This is a genomic window from Kitasatospora sp. NPDC091335 (genome assembly GCF_044757205.1).
Lineage (GTDB): Bacteria > Actinomycetota > Actinomycetes > Streptomycetales > Streptomycetaceae > Kitasatospora.
On sequence record NZ_JBIVUM010000001.1, the window covers coordinates 591,625 to 617,988 of the forward strand.

Annotated in this window: 21 protein-coding genes; 19 read left to right on the forward strand and 2 right to left on the reverse strand. The window is 72.2% G+C overall.

Annotated elements, in window-relative coordinates; genetic code table 11:
- Positions 1 to 29 precede the first annotated feature (29 nt).
- The 13 genes from ACIQOW_RS02645 to ACIQOW_RS02705 all read left to right on the forward strand — a co-directional run bounded on the left by ACIQOW_RS02645 (position 30) and on the right by ACIQOW_RS02705 (position 14,590).
- Positions 30 to 1,595: a UDP-N-acetylmuramoyl-L-alanyl-D-glutamate--2,6-diaminopimelate ligase gene (locus ACIQOW_RS02645; protein WP_401078973.1), complete on the forward strand. Its 1,566-nt coding sequence runs from the start codon at positions 30 to 32 to the stop codon at positions 1,593 to 1,595.
- Positions 1,592 to 2,995 (forward strand): UDP-N-acetylmuramoyl-tripeptide--D-alanyl-D-alanine ligase, encoded by a 1,404-nt coding sequence (murF, locus tag ACIQOW_RS02650; RefSeq protein WP_188300859.1) that lies wholly within the window; start codon positions 1,592 to 1,594, stop codon positions 2,993 to 2,995. The genes ACIQOW_RS02645 and murF overlap by 4 nt, the downstream gene beginning before the upstream one ends.
- Positions 2,995 to 4,056: a phospho-N-acetylmuramoyl-pentapeptide-transferase gene (mraY, locus tag ACIQOW_RS02655; RefSeq protein ID WP_188300858.1), complete on the forward strand. Its 1,062-nt coding sequence runs from the start codon at positions 2,995 to 2,997 to the stop codon at positions 4,054 to 4,056. The genes murF and mraY overlap by 1 nt, the downstream gene beginning before the upstream one ends.
- Positions 4,053 to 5,501: a UDP-N-acetylmuramoyl-L-alanine--D-glutamate ligase gene (murD, locus tag ACIQOW_RS02660; RefSeq protein ID WP_401078978.1), complete on the forward strand. Its 1,449-nt coding sequence runs from the start codon at positions 4,053 to 4,055 to the stop codon at positions 5,499 to 5,501. The genes mraY and murD overlap by 4 nt, the downstream gene beginning before the upstream one ends.
- 101 nt (positions 5,502 to 5,602) lie before the next feature.
- Complete coding sequence (gene ftsW, locus ACIQOW_RS02665) at positions 5,603 to 6,916, forward strand: putative lipid II flippase FtsW (RefSeq protein ID WP_401078980.1); 1,314 nt, start codon at positions 5,603 to 5,605, stop codon at positions 6,914 to 6,916.
- A gap of 6 nt (positions 6,917 to 6,922) precedes the next feature.
- Positions 6,923 to 8,029, forward strand: coding sequence for an undecaprenyldiphospho-muramoylpentapeptide beta-N-acetylglucosaminyltransferase (gene murG / locus ACIQOW_RS02670; RefSeq protein ID WP_188300855.1), 1,107 nt, complete (start codon positions 6,923 to 6,925; stop codon positions 8,027 to 8,029).
- Complete coding sequence (locus tag ACIQOW_RS02675) at positions 8,022 to 8,798, forward strand: cell division protein FtsQ/DivIB (RefSeq protein ID WP_401078983.1); 777 nt, start codon at positions 8,022 to 8,024, stop codon at positions 8,796 to 8,798. Before murG ends, ACIQOW_RS02675 begins: the two co-directional genes overlap by 8 nt.
- Before the next feature lie 364 nt (positions 8,799 to 9,162).
- On the forward strand, positions 9,163 to 10,386 hold the full coding sequence (gene ftsZ / locus ACIQOW_RS02680) for a cell division protein FtsZ (protein ID WP_401078986.1): 1,224 nt from the start codon (positions 9,163 to 9,165) through the stop codon (positions 10,384 to 10,386).
- Positions 10,383 to 11,114, forward strand: a complete 732-nt coding sequence (gene pgeF / locus ACIQOW_RS02685; RefSeq protein WP_401078989.1) for a peptidoglycan editing factor PgeF — start codon at positions 10,383 to 10,385, stop codon at positions 11,112 to 11,114. Before ftsZ ends, pgeF begins: the two co-directional genes overlap by 4 nt.
- Positions 11,114 to 11,902: a YggS family pyridoxal phosphate-dependent enzyme gene (locus ACIQOW_RS02690; protein ID WP_401078992.1), complete on the forward strand. Its 789-nt coding sequence runs from the start codon at positions 11,114 to 11,116 to the stop codon at positions 11,900 to 11,902. The genes pgeF and ACIQOW_RS02690 overlap by 1 nt, the downstream gene beginning before the upstream one ends.
- A gap of 307 nt (positions 11,903 to 12,209) precedes the next feature.
- Positions 12,210 to 12,827: a cell division protein SepF gene (locus tag ACIQOW_RS02695; RefSeq protein ID WP_188298871.1), complete on the forward strand. Its 618-nt coding sequence runs from the start codon at positions 12,210 to 12,212 to the stop codon at positions 12,825 to 12,827.
- A 99-nt stretch (positions 12,828 to 12,926) separates the two neighbouring features.
- Positions 12,927 to 13,208: a YggT family protein gene (locus tag ACIQOW_RS02700; protein WP_030060143.1), complete on the forward strand. Its 282-nt coding sequence runs from the start codon at positions 12,927 to 12,929 to the stop codon at positions 13,206 to 13,208.
- A 59-nt stretch (positions 13,209 to 13,267) separates the two neighbouring features.
- Positions 13,268 to 14,590: a DivIVA domain-containing protein gene (locus ACIQOW_RS02705; RefSeq protein WP_401078996.1), complete on the forward strand. Its 1,323-nt coding sequence runs from the start codon at positions 13,268 to 13,270 to the stop codon at positions 14,588 to 14,590.
- Positions 14,591 to 14,817: 227 nt separating this feature from the next.
- Here the strand turns inward: ACIQOW_RS02705 and ileS are convergent, their stop codons facing one another.
- A complete protein-coding gene (gene ileS, locus ACIQOW_RS02710; RefSeq protein WP_401079000.1) occupies positions 14,818 to 17,949 on the reverse strand; it encodes an isoleucine--tRNA ligase in 3,132 nt (1,043 codons plus the stop codon).
- Between the two features lie 759 nt (positions 17,950 to 18,708).
- Between ileS and ACIQOW_RS02715 the strand changes: the two genes are divergently transcribed.
- The 4 genes from ACIQOW_RS02715 (at position 18,709) to ACIQOW_RS02730 (ending at position 21,462) form a co-directional block, all read left to right on the forward strand.
- Positions 18,709 to 19,173 (forward strand): TraR/DksA family transcriptional regulator, encoded by a 465-nt coding sequence (locus ACIQOW_RS02715; RefSeq protein WP_317620284.1) that lies wholly within the window; start codon positions 18,709 to 18,711, stop codon positions 19,171 to 19,173.
- Positions 19,174 to 19,304: 131 nt separating this feature from the next.
- Positions 19,305 to 20,003: a signal peptidase II gene (gene lspA, locus ACIQOW_RS02720; protein WP_401079783.1), complete on the forward strand. Its 699-nt coding sequence runs from the start codon at positions 19,305 to 19,307 to the stop codon at positions 20,001 to 20,003.
- Between the two features lie 54 nt (positions 20,004 to 20,057).
- Entirely contained in the window at positions 20,058 to 20,996 is a 939-nt protein-coding gene (locus ACIQOW_RS02725) for an RluA family pseudouridine synthase (RefSeq protein WP_188298875.1), read from the forward strand.
- A gap of 1 nt (position 20,997) precedes the next feature.
- Positions 20,998 to 21,462: a GNAT family N-acetyltransferase gene (locus ACIQOW_RS02730; RefSeq protein WP_401079004.1), complete on the forward strand. Its 465-nt coding sequence runs from the start codon at positions 20,998 to 21,000 to the stop codon at positions 21,460 to 21,462.
- A 69-nt stretch (positions 21,463 to 21,531) separates the two neighbouring features.
- Here the strand turns inward: ACIQOW_RS02730 and ACIQOW_RS02735 are convergent, their stop codons facing one another.
- The gene (locus ACIQOW_RS02735; RefSeq protein ID WP_401079007.1) at positions 21,532 to 22,551 is read right to left on the reverse strand and encodes a mechanosensitive ion channel family protein; all 1,020 of its coding nucleotides are present in this window, start codon (positions 22,549 to 22,551) and stop codon (positions 21,532 to 21,534) included.
- 97 nt (positions 22,552 to 22,648) lie between these two features.
- Between ACIQOW_RS02735 and ACIQOW_RS02740 the strand changes: the two genes are divergently transcribed.
- Together ACIQOW_RS02740 and ACIQOW_RS02745 are read left to right on the forward strand one after the other, a co-directional pair.
- Entirely contained in the window at positions 22,649 to 25,462 is a 2,814-nt protein-coding gene (locus tag ACIQOW_RS02740) for an alpha/beta fold hydrolase (RefSeq protein WP_401079009.1), read from the forward strand.
- On the forward strand, positions 25,459 to 26,334 hold the full coding sequence (locus tag ACIQOW_RS02745) for an ABC transporter permease (protein WP_401079012.1): 876 nt from the start codon (positions 25,459 to 25,461) through the stop codon (positions 26,332 to 26,334). The genes ACIQOW_RS02740 and ACIQOW_RS02745 overlap by 4 nt, the downstream gene beginning before the upstream one ends.
- Positions 26,335 to 26,364 lie beyond the last annotated feature (30 nt).

The following is a 26,364-nucleotide window of genomic DNA, read 5'->3' on the forward strand; positions in this document are numbered from 1 at the left end:
GACACCCTTCGGCGGATAGCCTTCCCGCCGTGCCGAAACCCGATCAAACCACCGTGAGTCCGCCCCGCCCGACCGGGACCACCGCCCTGCCGCTCGCGAAACTGGCCGCCGAACTGGGCCTGCCGCCCGTCGAGGGGGGCGCCGTCACCGGCGTCACCCACGATTCCCGCGCGGTGCGCCCGGGCGACGTGTACGTGGCCTTCCCGGGCGCCAACCACCACGGCGCGGCCTTCGCCGCCACGGCCGCGGGGGCCGGTGCGGTGGCGGTGCTCACCGACCCGGCCGGCGCCGAGCAGGCGGCCGCCACCGGCCTGCCGCTGCTGGTCGTGGACCGGCCGCGGGCCGTCATGGGCGAGCTGGCCGCGATCGTCTACGGCCGCCCCTCCGAGCGGCTGCTGATGATCGGGCTGACCGGCACCAACGGCAAGACCACCACCTCGTACCTGGTCGAGGGCGGCCTGCGCGGCGCCGGGCGCGGCCCGGGCGTGATCGGCACCGTCGAGATGCGGGTCGGCGAGGAGCGGATCAAGAGCGAGCGCACCACCCCCGAGGCCACCGACCTGCACGCGATCCTCGGCGTGATGGCCGAGCGCGGCGCCGACGCGGTGACCATGGAGGTCTCCAGCCACGCCCTGGTCTTCGGCCGCACCGACGGGGTCGCGTACGACGTCTCGCTGTTCAACAACCTGACCCCCGAGCACCTCGACTTCCACCCGGACATGGAGGACTACTTCCAGGCGAAGGCCCGGCTCTTCCAGCCCGGGAAGTCCCGCCACGGCGTGGTCAACCTGGACGACGCGTACGGCCGCCGGCTCGCCGCCGAGGCCAAGATCCCGGTGACCACCTTCTCCGCGACCGGCGCCGCCGAGGCCGACTGGCGGGCCGTGGACGTCCGGCTCGGCCCGGTCGGCTCCACCTTCAGGGTGCTCGGCCCGGACGGCGCCGGGGCCGACGCCTCCGTCCCGCTCCCGGGACCGTTCAACGTCGCCAACGCGCTCGCCGCGATCACCGTGCTCGTCGCCGCCGGGCTGCCGCTGGAGCGGGCCGTGGCCGGCGTCGCCGCCGTCCCCGGCGTGCCGGGCCGGCTGGAGCGGGTGGACGCCGGACAGCCCTTCGTCGCCGTCGTCGACTACGCGCACAAGCCGGACGCCCTCCAGGCCGTCCTCGCCTCGCTGCGCGAGGTCACCGAGGGCCGGCTGCACGTCGTGGTCGGCTGCGGCGGCGACCGCGACCCGCACAAGCGCGGCCCGATGGGCGCCATCGCCGCCCGCCTCGCCGACACCGCCCTGCTGACCGGCGACAACCCGCGCAGCGAGGACCCGCTGGCGATCCTCGCCACCATGCTGACCGGCGCCGCCTCGGTGCCCGAGGCCGAGCGCGGGGCCGTCCTGGTCGTCCCCGACCGGGCCGAGGCGATCGAACTCGCCGTCGCCCGCGCCGAGGCGGGAGACATCGTGCTGGTGGCCGGCAAGGGCCACGAGCTCGGGCAGTACGTACGAGACGAGATCCGCCCCTTCGACGACCGGGAGGTGCTGCGCGAGTCCATCGCGCGGACCACCGCCGCGCGGGGCGACCGAGGAGTAGAGCAGCAGTGATCGCACTGACCCTCGCCGAGGTGGCCGCCGCCGTCGGAGGCACGCTGGACGGCGCCGACCCGGACGCCCTGGTCACCGGCCCGGTCGAGGTCGACTCGCGGAAGGTGAGCCCCGGCGGCCTGTTCGCGGCCTTCGTCGGCGAGCACGCGGACGGCCACGACTACGCGGCCAAGGCGGTCGAGGACGGCGCCCTCGCGGTGCTGGCCTCCCGGCCGGTCGGCGTGCCCGCCGTCCTGGTCGACAGTGTGGTGGAGGCGCTCGGCAGGCTGGCCCGCGCCGTGGTCGCCCGTGCCGACGGCACCGCCGTCGTCGCGCTGACCGGGTCGGCCGGCAAGACCAGCACCAAGGACCTGATCGCCCAGCTGCTCCAGCGCCGCGGCGAGACCGTCTACCCGCCCGGCTCGCTCAACAACGAGATCGGCCACCCGATGACCGCGCTGCGGGTCGAGGCAGGCACCCGGCACCTGGTCATGGAGATGGGCGCCCGGCACAAGGGCGACATCGAGTACCTCACCTCGATCACCCCGCCCCGGATCGGCCTCGTCCTCAACGTCGGCACCGCCCACGTCGGCGAGTTCGGCTCCCAGGAGGCGATCGCGGAGGCCAAGGGCGAACTGGTCGAGGCGCTGCCCGCCGACGGCGTCGCGATCCTCAACGCGGACGACCGGCTGGTGCGCGCGATGGCCTCCCGTACCAAGGCGAAGGTGGTCCTGTTCGGGGAATCACCGGATGCCCACGTACGGGCCGTGAACGTTCGTCTGGACGCCACCGGGCGGCCGTCGTTCACGCTCACCACCCCGGCCGGTTCCGCGCCCGTGCAGCTGCGCCTGTACGGTGAGCACCACGTCTCGAACGCCCTCGCCGCCGCCGCGGTGGCGGTGGAGCTCGGGATGTCCGTCGACGACACCGCCGCCGCCCTGGGCGAGGCGGGTGCGCTGTCCCGCTGGCGCATGGAGGTCGTCGACCGGGCCGATGGTGTCACCGTCGTGAACGATGCCTACAACGCGAACCCCGACTCGATGCGGGCCGCGCTGCGGGCTCTGGTCTCGATGGGGGGCAGGGGCCCGGAGCGCCGCCGCACCTGGGCGGTGCTCGGCGAGATGCGGGAGCTCGGCGAGGAGAGCCTGGCCGAGCACGACGCCATCGGGCGGCTCGCCGTCCGGCTGGACGTCACCAAGCTGGTGGCGGTCGGCGGACGCGATGCGGCCTGCATGGAACTCGGCGCGAGGAACGAAGGTTCGTGGGGTGAGGAGTCGGTGCTGGTGTCCGACGCGGACGCGGCGGTCGAGCTGCTGCGCAGTCAGCTTCGGCCGGGGGATGTGGTCCTGGTGAAGGCTTCCCGTTCGGTGGGGCTGGAGAAGGTGGCCGAGACCCTCCTGGCGGACGGTGTGACCGAATAATGAAGCAGATCCTTTTCTCCGGGATGATCGGTCTCATCCTGTCGCTGCTCGGCACCCCGGCCCTGATCAAGGTGCTCGCCAAGCACGGCTACGGCCAGTACATCCGTGACGACGGCCCCAAGGCGCACCACAGCAAGAAGGGCACGCCCACCATGGGCGGCATCGCCTTCATCCTGGCGACCCTGATCGCGTACTTCGCCACGAAGGCGATAACGGGCGAGAGCCCGACGGCCTCCGGGCTGCTGGTGCTCTTCCTGACCGCGGGCCTCGGCCTGGTCGGCTTCCTGGACGACTACATCAAGGTGGTCAAGCGCCGCTCGCTGGGCCTGCGGGCCAAGGCGAAGCTGGCCGGGCAGTCGATCGTCGGCCTCGGGTTCGCGGTGCTGGCGATGCAGTTCCCGGACGACCGCGGGCTCAACCCGGCGTCCCAGAGCCTCTCCTTCGTCCGGGACTTCAAGTGGGCCGTCGGCCCCGTCCTGTTCGTCATCTTCGCGTACTTCATGATCGCCGCGATGTCGAACGGCGTGAACCTGACGGACGGTCTGGACGGCCTCGCCACCGGTGCCTCGGTGATGGTCTTCGGCGCCTACACGTTCATCGGCATCTGGGAGCACACCCAGAGCTGCGCCTACGCGATCACCGCGACCGCCAACTGCTACGACATCCGCGACCCACTGGACCTCGCCGTCGTGGCCTCCGCCCTGATGGGCTCCTGCTTCGGCTTCCTGTGGTGGAACACCTCGCCCGCCAAGATCTTCATGGGTGACACCGGCTCGCTCGCCCTCGGCGGCGCCCTGGCCGGTCTGGCGATCTGCTCCCGCACCGAGCTGCTGCTCGCCCTGCTCGGCGGCCTCTACGTGATCATCACCCTGTCGGTGATCATCCAGGTCGGCTCCTTCCGGATGACCGGCAAGCGCGTCTTCAAGATGGCGCCGTTGCAGCACCACTTCGAACTCAAGGGCTGGACCGAGGTCCTGATCGTGGTCCGGTTCTGGATCATCCAGGGCCTGTGCGTCGCCGTCGGCCTCGGCCTGTTCTACGCGGGATGGGTGACCGGATGACAGACCCCCAGCTGACCAACCCGGACTTCGGCGGCCTGCCGGTCGCCGTCGCCGGGCTCGGCGTCTCGGGCATCAGCGCCGCGCGCGTCCTGCACGGCCTCGGCGCCCGGGTCACCGTCGTGGACGGCGGCAGCGGGCCCGGCCTGGCCCCCAGGGCCGCCGAGCTGGAGGCGCTGGGCGTCACCGTGCGGCTCGGCGACGGCGCGAGCCTGCCCGAGGGCACCGAGCTGATCGTCACCTCGCCCGGCTGGGCGCCGGACAGCCCGCTGTTCGCCGCCGCCGAGGCGGCCGGGGTACCGGTCTGGGGCGACGTCGAGCTGGCCTGGCGGCTGCGCAAGCCGCTGCCCGGCACCGGCGAGCCCGCCCCCTGGCTGGCCGTCACCGGCACCAACGGCAAGACCACCACCGTCCAGATGCTCGCCTCGATCCTCACCGCCGCCGGCAAGCGCACCGCCGCGGTCGGCAACGTCGGGGTCTCGGTGCTGGACGCGGTGCTCGCCGAGGAGCCGTACGACGTGCTCGCCGTCGAGCTCTCCAGCTACCAGCTGCACTGGGCGCCCTCGCTGCGCCCGTACGCGGCGGCGGTGCTCAACCTGGCGCCCGACCACCTCGACTGGCACGGCTCGATGGAGGCGTACGCCGCCGACAAGGGCCGGATCTACGAGGGCAACGTCGTCGCCTGCGTGTACAACCTGGCCGACCCGGCCACCGAGGCGCTGGTCCGCGAGGCCGACGTCGAGGAGGGCTGCCGGGCGGTCGGCTTCGGTCTCGGCGCGCCGGGCCCGTCGAACTTCGGCGTGGTGGACGGCCTGCTGGTGGACCGGGCCTTCGTCGAGGACCGGGCCAAGAACGCGGCCGAACTGGGCGCCGTCGAGGATGTTTACCCACCGGCGCCCCACAACATCGCCAACGCGCTCGCCGCGGCGGCGCTGGCCAGGGCGTACGGCGTCGAGCCGAAGGCCGTCCGGGAGGGCCTGCGGGCCTTCCGTCCGGACGCCCACCGGATCGCCGAGGTCGGGGTGGTCGGCGAGGTCACGTACATCGACGACTCCAAGGCCACCAACACCCACGCGGCGGCCGCCTCGCTGGCCGCCTACCGGCCGGTCGTCTGGATCGCCGGGGGCCTGGCCAAGGGCGCGGCCTTCGACGACCTGGTGCGGGGCGCGGCAGGGCGGCTGCGCGCGGTGGTGCTGATCGGCCAGGACCGGGCGCTGATCCGGGAGGCGCTGGAGCGACACGCTCCGGATGTGCCGGTGATCGAGGCGGCCGAGGGCCAGACTGGCGCGATGGCGATGGCCGAGGTCGTTCGAACGGCCGCGTCGCTCGCCCGATCGGGTGACACCGTGCTGCTGGCACCGGCCTGCGCCTCGATGGACATGTTCACCAACTACGGCGAGCGCGGCGACCTCTTCGCGGCGGCCGTCCTGGAGCTGGCGGGCGAGTAGGCGGGCCGGCACGGATGTCGGCCGGAGAGAGTGGGCGGGGAGCGGTGGCGGGGCAGGGCAGAGCGGATTCCGGCGTTGTGAAGCGGGACGCCGCCGAGCCGATGAGAGTGATCTCCGCCACCACGACCAAGTACAAGTCGGCCGGTCCGCTGGGCCGGGTCCAGGCCCTCAGGGCCCGGGTCCGGTACTGGCTGGACCGGCCGCTCACCCCGTACCTGCTGGTCCTCGGCAGCACCCTGCTGCTGGTCGTGCTCGGCCTGATGATGGTCTTCTCGGCCTCCCAGATCCTGGCCCTGAACCAGCACCACTCGGCGCAGTACTACTTCCTCAAGCAGTTGATCGCGGCCGTCCTCGGCCTGGTCCTGCTGATCGGCTTCGCCTCCGTCCCGGTGGCGGTGCTGCGGGTGATCGTCTACCCGGTGATGTTCGCGGTGATCTGCGCGCTCACGCTGGTCGCCATCCCCGGCATCGGGATGCGGATCAACGGCAACCAGAACTGGCTGGATTTCGGCTTCTTCCAGTTCCAGCCCTCGGAGTTCGCCAAGCTGGCACTGGTGCTCTGGGGCGCCGACCTGCTCGCCCGCAAGCAGAAGGCCGGCACCCTCAACTCCTGGAAGCACCTGCTGGTGCCGCTGGTGCCGGGCGCCCTGCTGCTGCTCGCGCTGATCATGTTCGGCGGCGACATGGGCACCTCGATGATCCTGGTGGCCATGGTGTTCGCGCTGCTCTGGATGGTCGGAGCGCCGCTGCGGCTGTTCGTGGCCACCGTCGGGGTGGCGGTGGTGGTCTGCACCGCCCTGGTGGTCACCGTCCCGCACCGGGCGGAGCGGCTGAGCTGCATCGGCGTCACCAAGATCGATCCCGAGGGCGCCTGCTTCCAGGCCCTGCACGGCGCCTTCGCGTTCGCCAACGGCGGAGGCTTCGGCACCGGCCTGGGCGCCGGCGTGGAGAAATGGGGCCAGCTGCCCGAGGCGCACACCGACTTCATCTTCGCCGCGACCGGCGAGGAACTCGGTCTGGTGGGGACGCTGTCGGTGCTCGGTCTCTTCGCGGCACTAGGCTACGCGGGTATCCGTGTGGCCATCGGTACGAAGGACCCCTTCGTCAGGTACGCCGCGGGAGCCGCCACCACCTGGATCATGGCGCAGGCCATGATCAACCTGGGGTCGGCGCTGGGACTGCTGCCCATCGCGGGCGTCCCGCTCCCGCTGTTCTCCTACGGCGGTTCCGCCATGCTGTCGGCCATGTCCGCGATCGGAGTGCTGCTGTGCCTGGCGCGCAGCTCCTCGGGCGCGAAGGCGGCCCTGGCCGCCCGGAGCAAGAACTCCCGGATCAGGAGACAACTGGCCCGGGTGCTGCCACGACGACGAACCACAGCGCGCCCGGCCCCGGGGCCGGCACGCAGGGAGCGGTGAATTTCGGTGCATGTCGTACTCGCCGGCGGGGGGACCGCCGGTCACATCGAGCCGGCCATGGCCCTCGCGGATGCCCTCCGCAGGCACGACCCGTCCGTCGGGATCACCGCCCTGGGCACCGAGCGCGGACTGGAGACCCGGCTGGTACCCGAGCGCGGCTACCAGCTGGAGCTCATTCCGGCCGTCCCGTTGCCCCGCAAGCCCACCCCGGAGCTGATCACCGTCCCCGGGCGGCTGCGCGGCACCGTCCGGGCCGCGCAGGAGATCATCGAACGGGTCAACGCGGACGCGGTGGTCGGCTTCGGCGGCTACGTCGCGATGCCCGCCTACCTGGCCGCCAAGCGGGCCGGCGTGCCGATCGTGGTGCACGAGGCGAACGCCCGCCCCGGCCTGGCCAACAAGATCGGCGCCCGCTACAGCGACTTCGTGGCGGTCTCCACGCCGGACAGCAAGCTGCGTGACTCCCGGTACATCGGCATCCCGCTGCGCCGGACCATCGCCACCCTGGACCGGGGTGCCGCCCGCCCCGAGGCCCGCCAGTACTTCGGCCTCGACCAGCGGCTGCCCACCCTGCTGGTCTCCGGCGGCTCCCAGGGCGCGCGCCGGCTCAACGAGACGATCACCGCGATCGCCCCGCGGCTCCAGCAGTACGGCGTGCAGATCCTGCACGCGGTCGGCCCGAAGAACGAGCTGCCGCAGGTGGCGGACGTCCCCGGGATGCCGCCGTACCGCCCGGTGCCGTACCTGGACCGGATGGACCTCGCCTACGCGGCGGCCGACATGATGCTCTGCCGGGCCGGCGCCATGACGGTGGCCGAGCTGGCGGCCGTCGGCCTGCCCGCCGCCTTCGTCCCGCTGCCGATCGGCAACGGCGAGCAGCGGCTGAACGCCCAGCCGATGGTCAAGGCCGGCGGTGGTCTGCTGGTGGACGACGCCGAGCTGACCTCGGACTGGGTGCTCCAGAACGTGCTGCCGGTGCTCACCGACCCGCAGCGGCTGTGGGACATGAGCCGGGCGGCCGCCGAGTTCGGCCGCAGGGACGCCGACGACCTGCTCGTCGGCATGGTCTACGAGGCGATCCAGGCCCACCGCGGCGGCCGCCGCCGTGGCTGACGGCCGGCTCGCCGACCCGTTGGAGGAGGAGCTGGAGGTGGAGGAGTCCGCTCCCCGCCTCCGGCTCTCCCGGCGGGGCATCGTGGTGCTGGGCGCGCTCGGCGCCGCGGTGCTCGGCGTGCTGGCCTGGCTGGTGTTCTTCTCCTCGGTGCTGGACGTGCGCGACGTCGCCGTCCAGGGGACGAGTGACGGAAAGCTGACGGCGGACCAGGTCCGCGAGACGGTCGGCGGGCTCGGTGACGGCCCCCTGGCGCGCGTGGACCTGGACGACGTCAGGCACCGGGTGGAGGCGATCCCCCGGGTGGCCAGGGCGGAGGTGTGGCGGGGCTGGCCGCACACCCTGCGGGTGAAGGTGGTCGAGCGCAAGGCGGTGGCCGCCGTCAAGGGTGAGGACGGCCAGTTCACCCAGGTGGATGCCGGGGGCGTGAGCTTCGCCACCGAGCAGGCCCCGCCGGAGGGCGTTCCCGTGGTGGAGCTGCGACTCAGTCAGCAGGCGAACGACGTGGACGGGGTGATTTCCCGTCCGCAGCTGGTGCAGGGCGCGGTGGCGGTGGCCGCCGGGCTGCCGCCGGAGGTCGCCAAGCTGGCCGGTTCGATGGTGGTGCACTCGTACGACGACATCCAGCTGCAGCTCAGCGGGGGTGTGACGGTGCGCTGGGGGAGTCCTGAGCAGATCGACCGGAAGGCCAGGGTCCTGGTCGCGCTGATGAACCAGAAGGGCACGACCTTCGACGTGACGGCGCCGGAGGCGCCGGCGGTGTCCGGATGATCCGGTAGGTTCTCTGCCTGAGGGAGGGGTTGACGCCTTGAAGTGTCGGCCCGACTCTTGGTGGTCACCCCCGGTTTCCTAAGCCGGCCGATGATCACATAGGCTCAAAAGAAAAAGGGAAGCTCGGCGTGTTCGTTGAAACACGTGCCCGGAGCCACCTAGTGTCCTGTGTCACCAGACTGTGTTTCCTGGTGACGTGACGGAGACACAGCACTAACCCTAAAGGTCAAGTTTAGGGTTGGGGTCGGCGGTCGGCATTTCGGACATTCAGTCAGAAACCAGGCTCCCTACCCATCGACATCCGTCGGAACGGCCCCGCTCCGGGGCGGGCCGACCCGGAAATTCGAGGCGAGAGGCCTTCGACGTGGCAGCACCGCAGAACTACCTCGCAGTCATCAAGGTCGTCGGAATCGGCGGCGGTGGTGTCAACGCCATCAACCGGATGATCGAGGTCGGTCTCAAGGGCGTCGAGTTCATCGCGATCAACACCGATGCGCAGGCCCTCCTGATGAGCGACGCCGACGTCAAGCTCGATGTGGGCCGTGAACTCACCCGGGGCCTCGGCGCCGGCGCCAACCCCGAGGTCGGCCGCAAGGCCGCCGAGGACCACCGCGAGGAGATCGAGGAGGTCCTCAAGGGGGCCGACATGGTCTTCGTGACCGCCGGTGAGGGTGGTGGCACGGGCACGGGCGGCGCGCCCGTCGTGGCCAACATCGCGCGCTCCCTGGGCGCCCTGACCATCGGCGTGGTCACCCGTCCGTTCACCTTCGAGGGCCGGCGCCGGGCCAACCAGGCCGAGGACGGCATCGCCTCCCTGCGCGAAGAGGTCGACACCCTCATCGTGATCCCCAACGACCGGCTGCTGTCCATCTCGGACCGCCAGGTCAGCGTCCTCGACGCGTTCCGCTCGGCCGACCAGGTCCTGCTCTCCGGTGTCCAGGGCATCACCGACCTGATCACCACCCCGGGCCTGATCAACCTCGACTTCGCCGACGTCAAGTCCGTCATGTCGGAGGCCGGTTCGGCGCTCATGGGCATCGGCTCGGCCCGCGGCGAGGACCGCGCCAAGGCCGCCGCGGTGATGGCGATCTCCTCGCCGCTGCTGGAGGCCTCGATCGACGGCGCCCGCGGCGTGCTGCTGTCCATCTCGGGCGGCTCCGACCTCGGTCTTTTCGAGATCAACGAGTCGGCCCAGCTGGTCAGCGAGGCGGCCCACCCCGAGGCCAACATCATCTTCGGTGCGGTCATCGACGACGCGCTCGGCGACGAGGTCCGGGTCACCGTCATCGCGGCCGGCTTCGACGGCGGGCAGCCGCCGGCGATCGTCCGCGACCCGGTGGTCAAGTCCACCTCCCCGGAGCGCCCGGCCACGCCGCCGGCCGCCCCGGAGCGTCCGGCCGGCCGCCCGTACGGGACCATCGGCTCGGTGACGTCCCGTTCGGAGGGCGAGTCCTCCGGGTCGAGCCGGAACGCCGAGACCTCGGCCACCACGACCGCCGCCCCGGTGCCGCCCCAGGTGCAGCCGGTCAGGCAGCCGTTCGTGGAGAGTCCGGCCGAGGAGCTCGACGTCCCGGATTTCCTTAAGTGATCGATCACGCGATCCGCGCGGGTGCTCACTTCGCCTTCACCTCACGGTGGGGCGGGGTGAGCACTTCGCCGTACGGGGAGCTGAACCTCGGCGGCGCGGTGGGCGACGACCCGGAGGCAGTCCGGGAGAACCGGGCGGTCGCCGCCCGGCGGCTGGGGATCGACCCGGCCGACGTGGTGTGGATGAACCAGGTGCACGGCGCCGAGGTCGCGGTGGTGACCGGGCGCCAGCCGCTCGGCGAGGCGCCGACGGTGGACGCGGTGGTCTCCGACCGGCCGCTCGCGCTGGCGGTGCTGACCGCCGACTGCACCCCGGTGCTGCTGGCCGACCCGGTGGCGGGCGTGGTGGGCGCGGCCCACGCGGGCCGGCCGGGGCTGGCGGCCGGGGTGGTGCCCGCGGCCGTCCGGGCGATGGTCGAGCTGGGCGCGGAGCCCGGGCGGATCACCGCCGCCACCGGCCCCGCGGTCTGCGGCCGCTGCTACGAGGTGCCGGCCGCACTGCGTGCCGAAGTCGCCGCGGTGGTGCCGGAGGCCTTCGCCGAGACCTCCTGGGGGACCCCGGCCCTGGACGTGCCCGGGGGAGTCGCGGCCCAGCTGGCGGCGGCGGGGGTCAGCGAGGTGGTGCGATCAGCGGTCTGCACCCTCGAATCCGCCGATCACTACTCCTATCGTCGCGAGCAGCGCACGGGCCGGCTCGCGAGCTACGTCTGGTTGGACTCTGATCACTGATGACGAACGACATCTACGGACCGTTCCCCGGTGGCGCCGAGTTCGTGGCGGCCCTGACGGACGGCCAGCGGGCGCGCTACGAGGAGCTCGGGACCAACCTCGACGTGGTCGAGCGCCGGATCGCGGACGCCTGTGCGGCCGCCGGACGCGCCCGGGACGAGGTCACCCTGATCGTCGTCACCAAGACCTACCCCGCCGAGGACAGCGCGCTGCTGGCCGGGTTGGGCGTGACGGACGTCGCGGAGAACCGCGACCAGGACGCCGCGCCGAAGGCGGAGCAGTGCAGAAACCTTCCTCTTGACTGGCACTTCGTCGGACAGTTGCAGACCAACAAGGTCCGCTCGGTCGTCCGGTACGCGAACCACGTGCACTCGGTGGACCGGCCGCGGCTGGTCGAGTCGCTCTCCGCGGCGGTGCTGAAGTCGGAGCGCCCCGAGCTGGGCTGCCTGGTGCAGGTGGCGCTGGACAAGGAGCACGGGGAGGGCGAGCACCGGGCGGGGGTCGCGCCGGAGGACGTCGTGCGACTGGCCGACGCGATCGCCGACACGCCCGGGCTCCGACTGGACGGTGTGATGACCGTCGCTCCGCTGGCAGGCCCGCTGGCCGGTGACCCGGCCCGCGCCTTCGAGCGGCTGGCGGAAATCGCAACCGCCGTACGGGCGGACCATCCGGCTGCCACCATGGTCTCCGCAGGGATGAGCGGCGACCTTGAGCAGGCGATTGCCGCCGGGGCGACACATGTGCGCGTCGGAACGGCGGTACTCGGAGTGAGGTCACCCCTCAGGTAACGTCACCGGGTAGTAGATCAGACAGCAGGACAAAATAGGACAGAATCTAGCAGCTCCCCGGAGCGCTAGCGAACCGTGGATCGCAGCTCCGCGGCCCCCACACCACGAATCCGACCGGCCGTCGGGCTGACGTTCCGTCGTGGAGGGACCGCGGAATCCGCAGGCAGGGCCGTCACGCGCCCGGGCTGCCGGGACGGAGCGCCGGTCCGCACGGAGCGAGCGAAGCGAGCGACCATCAGAAGGCGCGCGCATCGCGAAGCTGCCACCGAGCGTCAGCGAGGTGGCTATGAGCGGAGGAGACAGGAGCATGGCCGGCGCAATGCGCAAGATGGCGGTCTACCTCGGCCTCGTGGAGGACGAGACGTACGACGGCCAGGGGTACGACCCCGACGACGACTACGACGCGGATCCCGAGCCGATCCGGACGGGACAGCGGACCGAGGACATTCCCCGTCCGGCCCCGGCCGCGGCGGCCGCCGCGCCGGCCCCGGTCTCCTCGATCACCCCGCAGCCGGTGCCCGCGGCGGTGCCGATCCGACAGGAGACTCCGAGGATGGCCCCCGTGTCGTCCATCACACCCGAACGTCGCCACAACCTGGAGAAGAGCGCACCGGTGATCATGCCCAAGGTAGTGAACGAACGAGAGCCCTACCGCATCACCACGCTGCACCCCCGAACCTACAACGAGGCCCGTACCATCGGGGAACAGTTCCGTGGCGGGACTCCCGTGATCATGAATCTGACCGAGATGGACGACACCGACGCGAAGCGCCTCGTAGACTTCGCGGCTGGACTCGTCTTCGGTCTGCACGGCAGTATCGAGCGCGTGACACAGAAGGTGTTCCTGCTGTCGCCTGCTAACGTCGATGTCACGGCGGAGGACAAGGCTCGGATCGCCGAGGGTGGGTTCTTCAACCAGAGCTGACCCGGCCACGACTTTACGTGTGGATCTGATCAACAGTGGGTTAGCGACAGGTGACGAGCGGCAGGCCCGAGGGATCGGGACCGGGGAGAGGGAAACGGGATGGACATCGTATGGGCGGTGCTCTACTACGCCCTGACCGTCTTTCTGGTGTTCCTGCTCGTACGGCTGGTCATGGACTGGGTCTTCCAGTTCGCGCGTTCGTGGCGGCCCGGCAAGGCCATGGTCCTGGTCCTGGAGGCCACGTACACTGTCACGGATCCGCCGCTCAAGCTTCTTCGGCGGCTCATTCCGCCGTTGCGTTTCGGGGGCGTGGCGCTCGACCTGTCCTTCTTCGTACTGATGATCATTGTGTATGTCCTGATCTCGCTTGTGCACCCCTAGTCGTAGGTGAGCGATGCGACAGGATGCCGGTGTGCCGACGATCACGTTGAGGTGAAGAGATGCCATTGACCCCCGAGGACGTTCGGAACAAGCAGTTCACGACCGTCCGCCTGCGTGAAGGCTACGACGAGGACGAGGTCGATGCCTTCCTCGACGAGGTCGAGGGGGAGCTGACCCGCCTCCTCCGGGAGAACGAGGACCTGCGTGCCAAGCTGGCCGCCGCGACTCGTGCCGCCGCGCAGAACCAGGCCAACCTGCGCAAGGAGCCGCAGCAGGACGCCCCCCGACAGGGTGGTGCTCCGGTGCCCGCCGCCATATCCGGTCCGCCGGTCCCCGGCCAGCAGGGTCCCGGCGGTCCGCAGCAGATGGGTCCGGGTGGTCCGCAGCAGATGGGCCCCGGCGGCCCGCAGCAGCAGATGGGCAACCAGCCGCTCGGCCTGCCCGCCGGCTCCCAGCCGCAGCTTCCGGCTGCCGGCGGACAGCAGCAGCAGATGAACCAGACCATGGGCGGACAGCAGCAGCTGGTCCAGCCGATGGGCGGTCAGATGCTCCAGCCCATGGGCGGCCCCGGTGGCCCGCAGCAGATGGGCAACCCGATGGGCCAGGGCATGGGCCAGCAGCAGATGCAGCCGATGGGTGGCCCGATGGGCGGCCCGCAGCAGATGGGCGGCCCCATGGGCGGCCCGATGCAGCAGCAGAGCCCCGGCGGAGACAGTGCCGCCCGTGTGCTGGCGCTCGCTCAGCAGACCGCCGACCAGGCGATCTCCGAGGCCCGTTCCGAGGCCAACAAGATCGTCGGCGAGGCGCGCAGCCGGGCCGAGGGCCTGGAGCGCGACGCCCGTGCCAAGGCCGACGCGCTGGAGCGGGACGCGCAGGAGAAGCACCGTGTCGCGATGGGCTCGCTGGAGTCCGCGCGGGCCACGCTGGAGCGCAAGGTCGAGGACCTGCGGGCGTTCGAGCGTGAGTACCGCACGCGTCTGAAGTCGTACCTGGAGACCCAGCTGCGTCAGCTGGAGTCGCAGGCGGACGACTCGCTCGCCCCGCCGCGGATCCCCGCCACCGCGTCGCTGCCGCCGGCGGCCTCGTCGATGGCGCCGGCCGGTGCCAGTGCGATGAGCGGCGGCGCGCCGAGCTTCGGTGGCAACCAGCCGTCCTTCGGTGGCAACTCGCCGTCCTTCGGCGGGAGCAGCTCCTTCGGTGGCGGCTCCTCGGCGCCGGGTTTCGGCGGGCAGTCGGCCGGTGGCAACAGCGGTGCTCCGCAGATGCAGCCGGCCGGGATGACCCAGCCGATGGCGGCGGTCCGTCCGCAGCCGCCGCAGCCGATGCAGCAGGCTCCGGCGCCGATGCGGGGCTTCCTGATCGACGAGGACGGCGACAACTGAGGTTGTAGCAGGGCCTTTCGGAGGCGCCCCCTTCCGACCCACGGGTCGGGGAGGGGGCGCCTCTCTGCGTGGGGAGGGGCGTGCGGGTGTGCCGGGGGGCGCGTGGGAGTGCTGAGGGGCGCGGGGAACTCGACGGGGGCGTGCGGGAGTTGGGGTGGGTGTGGGATATGGGGCAGGTATGGCGAAGCCGCCGTCACGTGGGGGTGACGGCGGCTTCGTCGTGCGGATCAGGCCTTGCGGAGCTGGAAGGCGAGGCCGAGCGAGTCGTCGGTGAAGCTCTCGGACTCCCAGTCGGCCGCGCCGGCGGCGAAGTCGGTGGCGAGGACCTCCTCGGCGACCAGCGGACCGTGCTCGGCGATGGCCTCGGCGGTCTCCTCCGAGGTGGCGCGCCAGCGCAGGACGATGCGGTCGGCGACGTCCAGCCCGGAGTTCTTGCGGGCCTCCTGGATCTGGCGGATGGCGTCGCGGGCGATGCCGAGGCGCTTGAGCTCCGGGGTGATGGCCAGGTCGAGGGCGACGGTGGCGCCGGACTCGTTGGCGACGGCCCAGCCCTCGCGCGGGGTCTCGGTGATGATCACCTCGTCCGGAGAGAGGGTGATCGTCTCGCCGTTCAGCTCGACCGAGGTCTCGCCGCCGGCGCGCAGCTCGGCGGCAAGCCGGGCGGCGTCGGTGGCGGCGACCGCCTTGGCGACGTCCTGGACGCCCTTGCCGAAACGCTTGCCCAGTGCGCGGAAGTTGGCCTTGGCGCTGGTGTCGACCAGTGAGCCGCCCACCGCTGCCAGCGACTCCAGGGTGGAGACGTTGAGCTCCTCGGCGATCTGCGCGCGCAGGTCGGCGGGCAGGTCCTCCCAGCCCTGGGCGGCGACCAGCGCGCGGGACAGCGGCTGACGGGTCTTCACGCCGGACTCGGCGCGGGTGGCCCGGCCCAGCTCGACCAGGCGGCGGACCAGCGCCATGTGCCGGGACAGCTCGGTGTCGATCAGCGACTCGTCGGCCTCCGGCCAGGTGGCCAGGTGCACCGAGGACGGGGCGTCCGGGGCGACCGGGACGACCAGGTCCTGCCAGACCCGCTCGGTGATGAACGGGGTGAGCGGGGCCATCAGACGGGTGACCGTCTCCAGCGCCTCGTGCAGGGTGGCGAGCGCGGCGGCGTCACCCTGCCAGAAGCGGCGGCGGCCGCGGCGGACGTACCAGTTGGACAGGTCGTCGACGAAGCCGGACAGCAGCTTGCCGGCGCGCTGGGTGTCGTACGCCTCGAAGGCCGCGTCGACGTCGCGGACCAGGGTGTTCAGCTCGGACAGCACCCAGCGGTCCAGCTGCGGGCGGTCGGTCGGGGCCGGGTCGCCCGCGGAGGGGGCCCAGTCCGAGGTGCGCGCGTACAGCGCCTGGAAGGCGACGGTGTTCCAGTAGGTGAGGAGGGTCTTGCGGACCACCTCCTGGATGGTGCCGTGGCCGACCCGGCGGGCCGACCAGGGCGAGCCGCCGGCCGCCATGAACCAGCGGACGGCGTCGGCGCCGTGCTGGTCCATCAGCGGGATCGGCTGGAGGATGTTGCCCAGGTGCTTGGACATCTTGCGGCCGTCCTCGGCCAGGATGTGGCCCAGGCAGACGACGTTCTCGTAGCTGTTCCTGTCGAACACCAGGGTGCCGATCGCCATCAGCGTGTAGAACCAGCCGCGGGTCTGGTCGATCGCCTCGGAGATGAACTGCGCCGGGTAGCGCTTCTCGAACAGCTCCTTGTTCCGGTACGGGTAGCCGTACTGGGCGAAGGGCATCGAGCCCGAGTCGTACCAGGCGTCGATGACCTCGGGCACGCGGGTGGCGGTGCCGCCGCAGTCGCGGCAGGCGAAGGTCACCTCGTCGATGTACGGGCGGTGCGGGTCGAGGTCGCTCCGGTCGGTGCCGGTGAGCTCGGACAGCTCGGCCAGCGAGCCGACGCAGGTGAGGTGGCCCTCCTCGCAGCGCCAGATCGGCAGCGGGGTGCCCCAGTAGCGGTTGCGGCTGAGCGCCCAGTCGATGTTGTTGTTCAGCCAGTCGCCGAAGCGGCCGTGCTTGACCGTGTCGGGGAACCAGTTGGTGGCCTCGTTCTCACGGATCATCGCGTCCTTGACGGCGGTGGTCCGGATGTACCAGGACGGCTGCGCGTAGTAGAGCAGCGCGGTGTGGCAGCGCCAGCAGTGCGGGTAGCTGTGCTCGTACGGCAGGTGGCGGAAGAGCAGGCCGCGCTCCTTGAGGTCCGCGACCAGGGCCTCGTCGGCCTTCTTGAAGAACTGGCCGCCGACCAGCGGGACCTCGGGGGCGAAGGTGCCGTCGCCGAGCACCGGGTTGACCACCGGCAGGCCGTAGCGGCGGCAGACCGCGAGGTCGTCCGCGCCGAAGGCGGGGGACTGGTGGACGATGCCGGTGCCGTCGTCGGTGGTGACGTAGTCGGCGTTGACGACGTAGTGGGCGTCCTCGATCGCGACCAGGTCGAAGGGGCGGCGGTAGGCCCAGCGCTCCATCTCGGCGCCGGTGAAGGACTCGCCGGTGGTCTCCCAGCCTTCACCGAGTGCCTTGGCCAGCAGCGGCTCGGCGACGACGAGCTTCTCCGCGCCGTCGGTGGCCACCACGTAGGTGACCTCGGGGTGGACGGCGGCGGCGGTGTTGGAGACCAGGGTCCACGGGGTGGTGGTCCAGACCAGCAGGGCGGCCTGGCCGGCCAGCGGGCCGCTGGTCAGCGGGAAGCGGACGAAGACCGAGGGGTCGACCACGGTCTCGTAGCCCTGGGCCAGCTCGTGGTCCGAGAGGCCGGTGCCGCAGCGCGGGCACCAGGGGGCGACCCGGTGGTCCTGGACCAGCAGGCCCTTGTCGAAGATCTGCTTGAGCGACCACCAGACGGACTGGACGTACGACGGGTCCATCGTCCGGTAGGCCTCGTCCAGGTCGACCCAGTACCCCATGCGGGTGGTCAGCTCGGTGAAGGCGTCGGTGTGGCGGGTCACCGACTCGCGGCACCTGGCGTTGAACTCGGCGATGCCGTACGCCTCGATGTCCTGCTTGCCGGAGAAGCCCAGCTCCTTCTCGACGGCGAGCTCGACCGGCAGGCCGTGGCAGTCCCAGCCGGCCTTGCGGGCGACGTGGTAGCCCTTCATGGTCCGGTAGCGCGGGAAGACGTCCTTGAAGACGCGGGCCTCGATGTGGTGCGCGCCGGGCATGCCGTTGGCGGTGGGCGGGCCCTCGTAGAACACCCACTCGGGGCGGCCCTCGGACTGCTCCAGGCTGCGCTGGAAGATCTTGTTGTCCTGCCAGAACGACAGGATCTGGTGCTCCAGGGCAGGCAGGTCCACCTGCGCGGGGACGGGGTTGTAGGAGCTGCTCATCGCGGGCGTCGACCTCCGGCGGATACTGGGACTGGATCCTCCGGAGGGACGAGACGGCCTGGCCGCCCCGCGGTACCACCCTCCTTGGCCGCGGTGCTGCGTTCGCGGCCCTCTTGTTTGGGCTTGCTGCCGGGTCTAGTGGGCCGCCGTGGTCGGTGGCCGTTCTTCCGGCGGCTCCGGGGTGATCTTCCCGCCGTGCACACCCCCGGGCTCGCACCGTCCCCGGGTCGCTGGTGGCTGCGTACGTCGGTACTCGTCCCATCTGCGCCTCGCACGGCCAGTGTATCGGCCGGGTGAGGCGGTTTGTCCAAACCGTTTCCGGCGGGCGGCCCCCGGGGTGGTTCCCCGGGGGCTCTCCGGGGCCGCCCGGGGAGGCGCGTACGCGGAGGCGCGTACGGCGCTGTCCGGTGCCGTGCGGTGCCGTGCGGTGCCGTGCGGTGCCGTGCGGTGCCGTTCGGTGGCATTCCGTGGCGTTCGACGGCGGAGATTAGCCGGAGTCGATCTGGGCACAAATCTCTGAGCGTACGGGGCGTGACGGTTGGGGCGGCTGCCTGGGTGGGATCGTTATGAGGCGTCGGTATGTCATGTTGTGACCGGTTTTGATCGGGATTATCGTTCCGGCACTGGAAGCCGCCGGGAACCGGCGGCTCGATTCGTTCGTAGATGGGGTCGAAAGCCATGGCTGAGAAGGGAACCGGCGCGGGTACCGCCACCAAGCGGGCACGCAAGGCCGTGGCGGTCGACCCAGGGGAGGGGACCGTGACCACTACCGCACCGAAGACCAGCAAGGACACCGTCACCGGGCCGCACGGCGCCGAGTCGGTGGACCCGGCCACGCTGCCGGTCCGGCCCGGCGAGGAACCGTGGACCAGGGCGGAGGTCCACGAGCTGCACGACGAGCTGATCAGCGAGCTGGACCGGCTCCGGAGCGAGATCGACGCCGCCGAGGCGGCCATCTCGGGACTGATGCGCGACTCCAACGACGGAGCCGGCGACGACCAGGTGGACGCCGGTACGAAGAACATCTCGCGGGAGAGCGAGTTGGCGCTGGCCAACAACGCGCGGGACAGCCTGGCCCAGACCGAACGCGCGCTGGGGCGGCTGGAGGGCGTCGGCTTCGGCACCTGCGAGTCCTGCGGGCAGGCCATCGGCAAGGCCCGGATGCAGGCCTTCCCCAGGGCGACGCTCTGCGTACAGTGCAAGGCCAAGCAGGAGCGCCGCTGAACCGGGCGACCGGAGCGACGTGGGGGGTCGGGCTTGCCGTACGCTCGACCCCGTATCGTCGCCTGAATAAACGTCGCCTGACGCGTTCGTGAACGCGGGCAGGCCGTCATCGGCCCACCACCCTCCCCCTCCTGCGGACCGGGGGAGCTCCATCGGCAGCGGAGCGGATCATCAGTACGCAAGGTTCCCCCCAGACCCGGGACGACGCCGTCCCGTCCCCCGCCGATGCCGTGGAGGTGCCCGTGGCCGAGCCGGCCGAGGCCTCGCCCGTGGACGACGCGACGGCCGAGAAGCCCAGGGGCCCGCGCCGGATCGGCGTGCTGCTGGTCATCGCCGTCCTCGCGTTCCTGATCGACCTCGCCAGCAAGTCGCTGGTGGTCGCCCGGCTGGAGAACCACTCGGCGATCAAGGTGATCGGGGACGTGGTCACCTTCCAGGTGATCCGCAACTCGGGCGCGGCCTTCGGGATGGGGCAGGCGCTGACCGTCGTCTTCACGATGATCGCCTCCTCCGTCATCGTGGTGATCTGGCGGATCGCCCGCCGGCTGTACAGCCTGCCCTGGGCGATCGCGCTCGGGCTGCTGCTCGGCGGGGCGCTCGGCAACCTCACCGACCGGCTGTTCCGCTCGCCGAGCGTCTTCCGCGGGCACGTGGTGGACTTCATCTCCGTCCAGCACTTCGCGGTCTTCAACCTCGCGGACTCGGCGATCGTCTGCGGCGGGATCCTGGTGGTGCTGCTCTCCTTCCGCGGCAGCAACCCGGACGGGACCGTCCACCAGCAGCCCGAGAAGGACGGGAAGGGCGAGAAGCCGGAGCAGGCCGGGAAGTAGCCCCCGGATCACCGGCGGGCGGGGGCGGGTCGCGTTTCCGGCATACTCGTACGGGTGAGTACCGCAGCGCAGATCCGCAGCCTCCCCGTACCCGACGGCCTGGAGGGCGAACGCCTCGACGCCGCCCTGGCCCGGATGTTCGGCTTCTCCCGGACCAAGGCCGCCGAGCTGGCCGCCGACGGCAAGGTGACGCTCGACGGCGCCGTGGCCGGGAAGTCGGACCGGGTGACCGCCGGCTCCTGGCTGGAGGTCGAGATCCCGGCGCCGGCCGCCCCGGTGCGGATCGTCGCCGAGCCGGTCGAGGGCATGCGGATCGTCCACGAGGACGAGGACATCGTGCTGGTCGACAAGCCGGTCGGCGTCGCCGCGCACCCCAGCCCGGGCTGGACCGGCCCCACCGTGATCGGCGGGCTGGCCGCGGCCGGGTTCCGCATCTCCACCTCGGGCGCCGCCGAGCGCCAGGGCGTCGTGCACCGGCTGGACGTCGGCACCTCGGGGCTGATGGTGGTCGCCAAGTCCGAGCGCGCGTACACCGACCTCAAGCGCCAGTTCCACGACCGGATCACCGAGAAGCGGTACCACACGCTGGTGCAGGGCCACCCGGACCCGCTGAGCGGGACGGTGGACGCGCCGATCGGACGGCACCCCAGCTCGGACTGGAAGTGGGCCGTCACCAAGGACGGCAAGGCGTCCATCACCCACTACGACCTGATCGAGGCGTACCGCGCCGCGTCGCTGCTGACGATCAAGCTGGAGACCGGCCGCACCCACCAGATCCGCGTCCACATGTCCGCGCTGCGGCACCCCTGCGTGGGCGACCTGACGTACGGCGCCGACCCGACGCTGGCCAAGCGGCTGGGGCTGACCCGGCAGTGGCTGCACGCGGTGTCGCTCGGCTTCGAGCACCCGGCGGACGGCCAGTGGGTCGAGTTCTCCAGCGAGTACCCGGAGGACCTGACGAAGGCGCTGGACATCATCGCGGCGGAGAGCTGACATGTCGGCCACTGCCGTCCGGGTCGCCGAGGGCGAGGCGGACCTGGAGCTGGTGCGGGCCGTCCGGCGTGAGGTGTTCATCGTCGAGCAGGGCGTGCCGGAGGAGCTGGAGTACGACGAGTACGACGCGACCTCGGTGCACCTGCTGGCGGTGGGGGCCGACGGGGCCGGGCTGGGGACCGCGAGGCTGATCTTCGGGGACCACGCCCGGGAGCTGACCGGCGGCGTCGAGGGGCGGGTGCTGCTCGGGCGGCTCGCGGTCGTCGCGGCGGCCCGGGGCACGGGTCTGGGCGCGGAGCTGGTCAGGGCGGTCGAGGCCGCGGGTGCCGGGCGCGGTGGCGCGGAGGTCGAGCTGCACGCGCAGGTCCAGGCGCTCGGGTTCTACGAGCGGCTGGGGTACGTGGCCGAGGGGCCCGTGTACGACGACGCGGGGATCCCGCACCGGACGATGACGCGGGTGCTGTAGGCGTTCCTCGCACGGTTCCGCCCCCGGTCTTCGGCCGGGGGCGGCACGTGTTTCCGGGGCCGGCGGGGGTCAGGTGCCGGTGGTGCGGAGGCGGGGGAGGGCGTCGGGGTGCTCGTCGCGGAGGTAGGCGATGAGCTGTTCGCGGACGTCGAAGCGGAGCTGGGCGGCGTCGTCGGGGGTGCGGGCGGTCATGGTGGCGCGGACGACCATCGTGCTGGGTGTGGTGTCGGTGACCTGGAGGGCCCATTCGGCGCCGTCCCAGAGCGGGTTCCGGTCGAGGCGGGCGCGCAGGGCGGCGCGCAGCTCGTCCACCGGGGTGGTGTGGTCGAGGTGGAGCAGGACGGCGGCGAGCAGGCCGGGGTCCCTGCGGGTCCAGTTCTCGAAGGGCTTGTTGACGAAGTACGAGACCGGGACGACCAGCCGGCGGTAGTCCCAGAGCCGGACGACCAGGTAGCTGAGGGTGATCTCCTCGACCGTGCCCTGCTGGCCGTCCACCACCACCGTGTCGCCGATCCGGACGGTGTCGCCGAAGGCGATCTGGAGGCCGGCGAAGAAGTTGCCCAGGGTGCTCTGGGCGGCGATGCCGGCCACGATGCCGATGATGCCCGCCGAGGCGAGCAGGCTGGCGCCGATGGTGCGCATGGCGGAGAAGGTCAGCAGCATCACGGCCACCGTGACCACGACGATCACCGCGCTGACCACCCGGCGCAGCATGCTGATCTGGGTGTTCACCCGCTGGACCCGGGCCGGGTCGTCGACCCGGGTCTCGTACCGGCTGAGCAGGGCCTCCAGGACGGCGGCCACCACGCGGACGGTGAGCCAGCCCAGCGAGGCGAGCAGGAGCAGCAGGAGCAGGTGGTGCGCGCCGTCGTCCCGCTTCAGGCGGAAGGCCTGTTGGAGCGGCTTGGCGGCGAGCAACAGGGCCGACACGACGGTGAGTTGGAGCGGGATCCGGCAGCGTCGGAGCAGCGGCCAGACCGGTGCCCCCGGCCGGCGGGCGGCGATCCGCTGGAGGGCCTGGTCGACGATCCAGCCGATCGCCAGGGTGGCGGCGACGGTGGCGAGCAGCGAGATCAGCGGCCAGGGCATGGGCCGTACGATACCCGTGCACAGCGGGGCGAACCGGGCGAAAGCGTGCGGCGGCTTTATCGGCGGCCTACCCGGACGGCGGATACGATCAGCGCCCATGGAGTTCGGTGGGGCATGGCGTCGCTGGCGCGCCCGGGGAACATCGGTCAGACGTCGGCTGCTGGCCGGGGCGGTGGCCCTGGTGGCGGTGGCCGGAGCGGGCACCGTGACGGTGGCCTCCGGCGGTGAGCAGGCGGTCCTTCAGGAGGACCGGTTCCTCGCCATGCCCGAGACGCCCGGCAGTGACCAGCAGGTCCAGCTGGACACCTCGTTCTTCACCACCGGCAGCGGTCCGCGCCCCGCGGTGCTGCTGGCCCACGGCTTCGGCGGCTCCAAGGAGGGCCAGCGCGCCCGCGCCGAGCAGCTGGCCCGGCAGGGGTACGCGGTGCTGACCTGGTCGGCGCGCGGCTTCGGGCACTCGGGCGGCAGGATCGGCCTGAACGCGCCCGACCGCGAGGTCGAGGACGTCAGGCACCTGGTGGACTGGCTGGCCCAGCGGCCCGAGGTGCGGCTGGACGGGCCAGGCGACCCGAAGGTCGGCATCACCGGTGCCTCGTACGGCGGGGCGGTCTCGCTGCTGGCCTCCGCGTACGACCACCGGATCGACGCGGTGGCCACCCAGATCACCTGGTGGAACCTGGCCGACGCGCTGTTCCCGCAGGGCGTGCAGGGCTCGGGCGCGGCGGACGGCGTGTTCAAGAAGCTGTGGGCCGGGATCTTCTTCACCACCGGCGCGGCCGGGGACCTCGGCCCCTCGGGCGAGGCGCCGCGGGAGAGCGGCGGCGCGGGGGCGCCGACGGGCGGCGGCGCACAGCCGCAGGCGGACGGACCGGTCGGCTGCGGGCGGTTCCTGGAGTCGCTCTGCGCGATGTACGACCAGGTCGCCACCGCCGGGCACGCCGATCCGGAGGCCGTCGCGCTGCTGGAGCGCTCCAGCCCGTCCTCGGTGGCGGCGCAGCTCAAGGCGCCCACGCTGGTGGTGCAGGGGCAGCAGGACTCGCTGTTCCCGCTGGACCAGGGCGACCGCATCGCCAAGGCGGTGGCCGCCAACGGCGCACCGGTGGCGGTGGACTGGTTCGCGGGCGGCCACGACGGCGGGACGGACACCAGCGCCCGGGTGGACGACCGGGCGACCGCCTGGTTCGACCGGTATCTGAAGGATCACGGCCTGAAGGGCGGCGGCACCGACACCGGTGCCGCGTTCCGGGTCACCCGCACCGGCGGGGTGGACTCGACCGGCTTCCAGGCCGTGCTGCGCGGGGCCACCGCTGACCGGTACCCGGGGCTGGGCGGGACGGGCTCGCGGCCCGTCGAGCTGGCGGGCGGCGAGAAGACCCTCGTCAACCCGCCCGGCGGCGCGCCGCCCGGGATCTCGACGCTGCCCGGCGTCGGCGCGCTCAGCCAGGCGGCCTCGCTGGGCGCCGGACTGTCGCTGGACTTCCCCGGGCAGAACGCGGCCTTCGACTCGGCGCCGCTGGACTCGCCGCTGCACCTCACCGGGCAGCCGACCGTGCCGGTGCGGGTGAAGGCCGACCGGCCGGACGCGGTGCTGTTCGCGAAGCTGTACGACGTCGGCCCGGACGGCAAGGCGGTGCTGCCGCAGCAGCTCGCCGCCCCGCTGCGGGTGACCGGCGCGGACGCCGGGAAGACCGTCACGGTGGCGCTGCCGACCGTCGACCACACCTTCCCGGCCGGGCACCGGGTGCGGCTGGTGCTGGCGAGCACCGACCTGGCGTACGCCTCACCGGTCGAGCCGGCCACCTACCAGGTGGCGCCGGCCGGGGCGCTCACCGTGCCGACCGTCGAGGAGCTGGTCACCGAGGCGGCGCCGCTGCCCTCGCGGACCTGGCTGCTGCCGGTGGTCGCGGTCGTGGTGGCCGCCGGGCTGGTGCTGGTGCCGCGGCTGCGACGCCGCAGGGCGGCCGCCGGGCCCGGCTTCGACCCGGAGCTGGCCGCGGTGCCGCTGCTGATCAGCGGGCTGAGCAAGCGCTACAAGGGCTCCCAGGACCGCTACGCCGTCCGGGACCTCGGCTTCCGGGTGGAGCGGGGGCAGGTGCTCGGACTGCTCGGGCCGAACGGCGCGGGCAAGACCACCACGCTGCGGATGCTGATGGGCCTGATCCGCCCGGACGCCGGCGAGATCCGGATCTTCGGGCACCTGGTGCGGCCCGGCGCCCCGGTGCTGTCCCGGGTCGGGGCGTTCGTGGAGGGCGCCGGCTTCCTGCCGCACCTCACCGGGCGGGCCAACCTGCGGCTGTACTGGCAGGCGACCGGACGGCCGGAGGCCGACGCGCGCTTCGACGAGGTGCTGGCCATCGCCGGGCTCGGCGAGGCGCTGGACCGCGCGGTGCGGACGTACTCGCAGGGCATGCGGCAGCGGCTGGCGATCGCGCAGGCGATGCTCGGGATGCCGGACCTGCTGATCCTGGACGAGCCGACCAACGGGCTGGACCCGCCGCAGATCCGCGAGATGCGCGAGGTCATGATCCGGTACGCGGCCGGCGGGCGGACCGTGATCGTGTCGAGCCACCTGCTGTCCGAGGTCGAGCAGAGCTGCACCGACCTGGTGGTGATGGACCGCGGGCGGCTCGTCACGGCCGGGCCGGTCGGGGACATCGTGGGGGCCGGCGAGCTGCTGATGGTCGGCATCGCCGGCCCGTACGACCCGGTGCCGGTGGCCGGGAAGGTCGCCGCGCTGGCCGGGGTCGGCTCGGCGGAGGCCGTCGAGGGCGGACTGCTGGTGCGCCTGGACGGGCTGGCGGCGAGCGCGCTGCTGGCCGAGCTGGTGCGGCTGGAGGTGCCGGTGGAGAGCGCCGGACCGCAGCGGCGCCTGGAGGACGCGTTCCTGTCGTTGATCGGAGGTGGAGAGTGAGCGCCGTGACGACGACGGACCTCGCCGAGTCGAAGGACCATGCCGAGGGGTACCGGGCGAGCCGGACGCTGCCGCTGCGGGTGGAGGCGATGCGCCAGCTGCGCCGGCGCCGCACGATGGTGATCGGCGCGGTGCTGGCCGCCATGCCGTTCGTCCTCCTGGCAGCGTTCCAGATCGGCGGCACCCCGGGCCGTCCTGGCCGGACCACCTTCATCGAGCTGGCCACCGCCTCGGGGGCCAACTTCGCGGTCACCATGCTGTTCGTCGGCACCGGCTTCATGCTGGTGATCCCGGTCGCGCTGTTCTGCGGCGACACCGTCGCCTCCGAGGCGAGCTGGTCCTCGCTGCGCTACCTGCTGGCCGCGCCGGTGCCCAGGGCCAGGCTGCTGGCCCGCAAGTTCGCGGTCGGACTGGCGTTCTCGGCCGTGGCTGTGGTGATGCTGCCCGCGATCGGACTGGTCGTCGGCACCGCGGCGTACGGCTGGGGGGACCTCAAGCTGCCCGCCGGGGTCAGCCTGCCGGCCGGGGAGGCGCTGCCCCGGATCGCCGTCGCGGTGGCCTTCGTGTTCTTCGGCGAGATCGTGATCGCGGCGCTGGCGTTCTGGCTCTCCACGGCGACCGACGCGCCGCTGGGCGCGGTGGGCGGCGCGGTGTTCGCGTCGATCATCACGGGCGTGCTGGACGCCGTCACCGCGCTGGGCGACCTGCGGGAGTGGCTGCCGGCGCACTGGCAGTACTCCTGGGCGGACGCCCTCCAGCCGCAACTGGAGTGGGGCGGCATGGTGCAGGGCGTCTCGCTGTCGCTCTCGTACGCGGTGGTGCTGCTGGCGCTGGCATTCCGGGGGTTCGCGCGCAAGGACGTGGTCTCGTAGCCGGGCGTGGAGCCCCAGCCGGAGGTGGGA

Coding starts and splice junctions, on each gene's coding strand:
- mraY (WP_188300858.1), top strand. CDS start 2,995: ATGAAGCAGATCCTTTTCTCCGGGATGATCGGTCTCATCCTGTCGCTG.
- murD (WP_401078978.1), top strand. CDS start 4,053: ATGACAGACCCCCAGCTGACCAACCCGGACTTCGGCGGCCTGCCGGTC.
- ftsW (WP_401078980.1), top strand. CDS start 5,603: ATGAGAGTGATCTCCGCCACCACGACCAAGTACAAGTCGGCCGGTCCG.
- ACIQOW_RS02690 (WP_401078992.1), top strand. CDS start 11,114: ATGACGAACGACATCTACGGACCGTTCCCCGGTGGCGCCGAGTTCGTG.
- ACIQOW_RS02695 (WP_188298871.1), top strand. CDS start 12,210: ATGGCCGGCGCAATGCGCAAGATGGCGGTCTACCTCGGCCTCGTGGAG.
- ACIQOW_RS02700 (WP_030060143.1), top strand. CDS start 12,927: ATGGACATCGTATGGGCGGTGCTCTACTACGCCCTGACCGTCTTTCTG.
- ACIQOW_RS02705 (WP_401078996.1), top strand. CDS start 13,268: ATGCCATTGACCCCCGAGGACGTTCGGAACAAGCAGTTCACGACCGTC.
- ileS (WP_401079000.1), bottom strand. CDS start 17,949: ATGAGCAGCTCCTACAACCCCGTCCCCGCGCAGGTGGACCTGCCTGCC.
- ACIQOW_RS02730 (WP_401079004.1), top strand. CDS start 20,998: ATGTCGGCCACTGCCGTCCGGGTCGCCGAGGGCGAGGCGGACCTGGAG.
- ACIQOW_RS02735 (WP_401079007.1), bottom strand. CDS start 22,551: ATGCCCTGGCCGCTGATCTCGCTGCTCGCCACCGTCGCCGCCACCCTG.
- ACIQOW_RS02740 (WP_401079009.1), top strand. CDS start 22,649: ATGGAGTTCGGTGGGGCATGGCGTCGCTGGCGCGCCCGGGGAACATCG.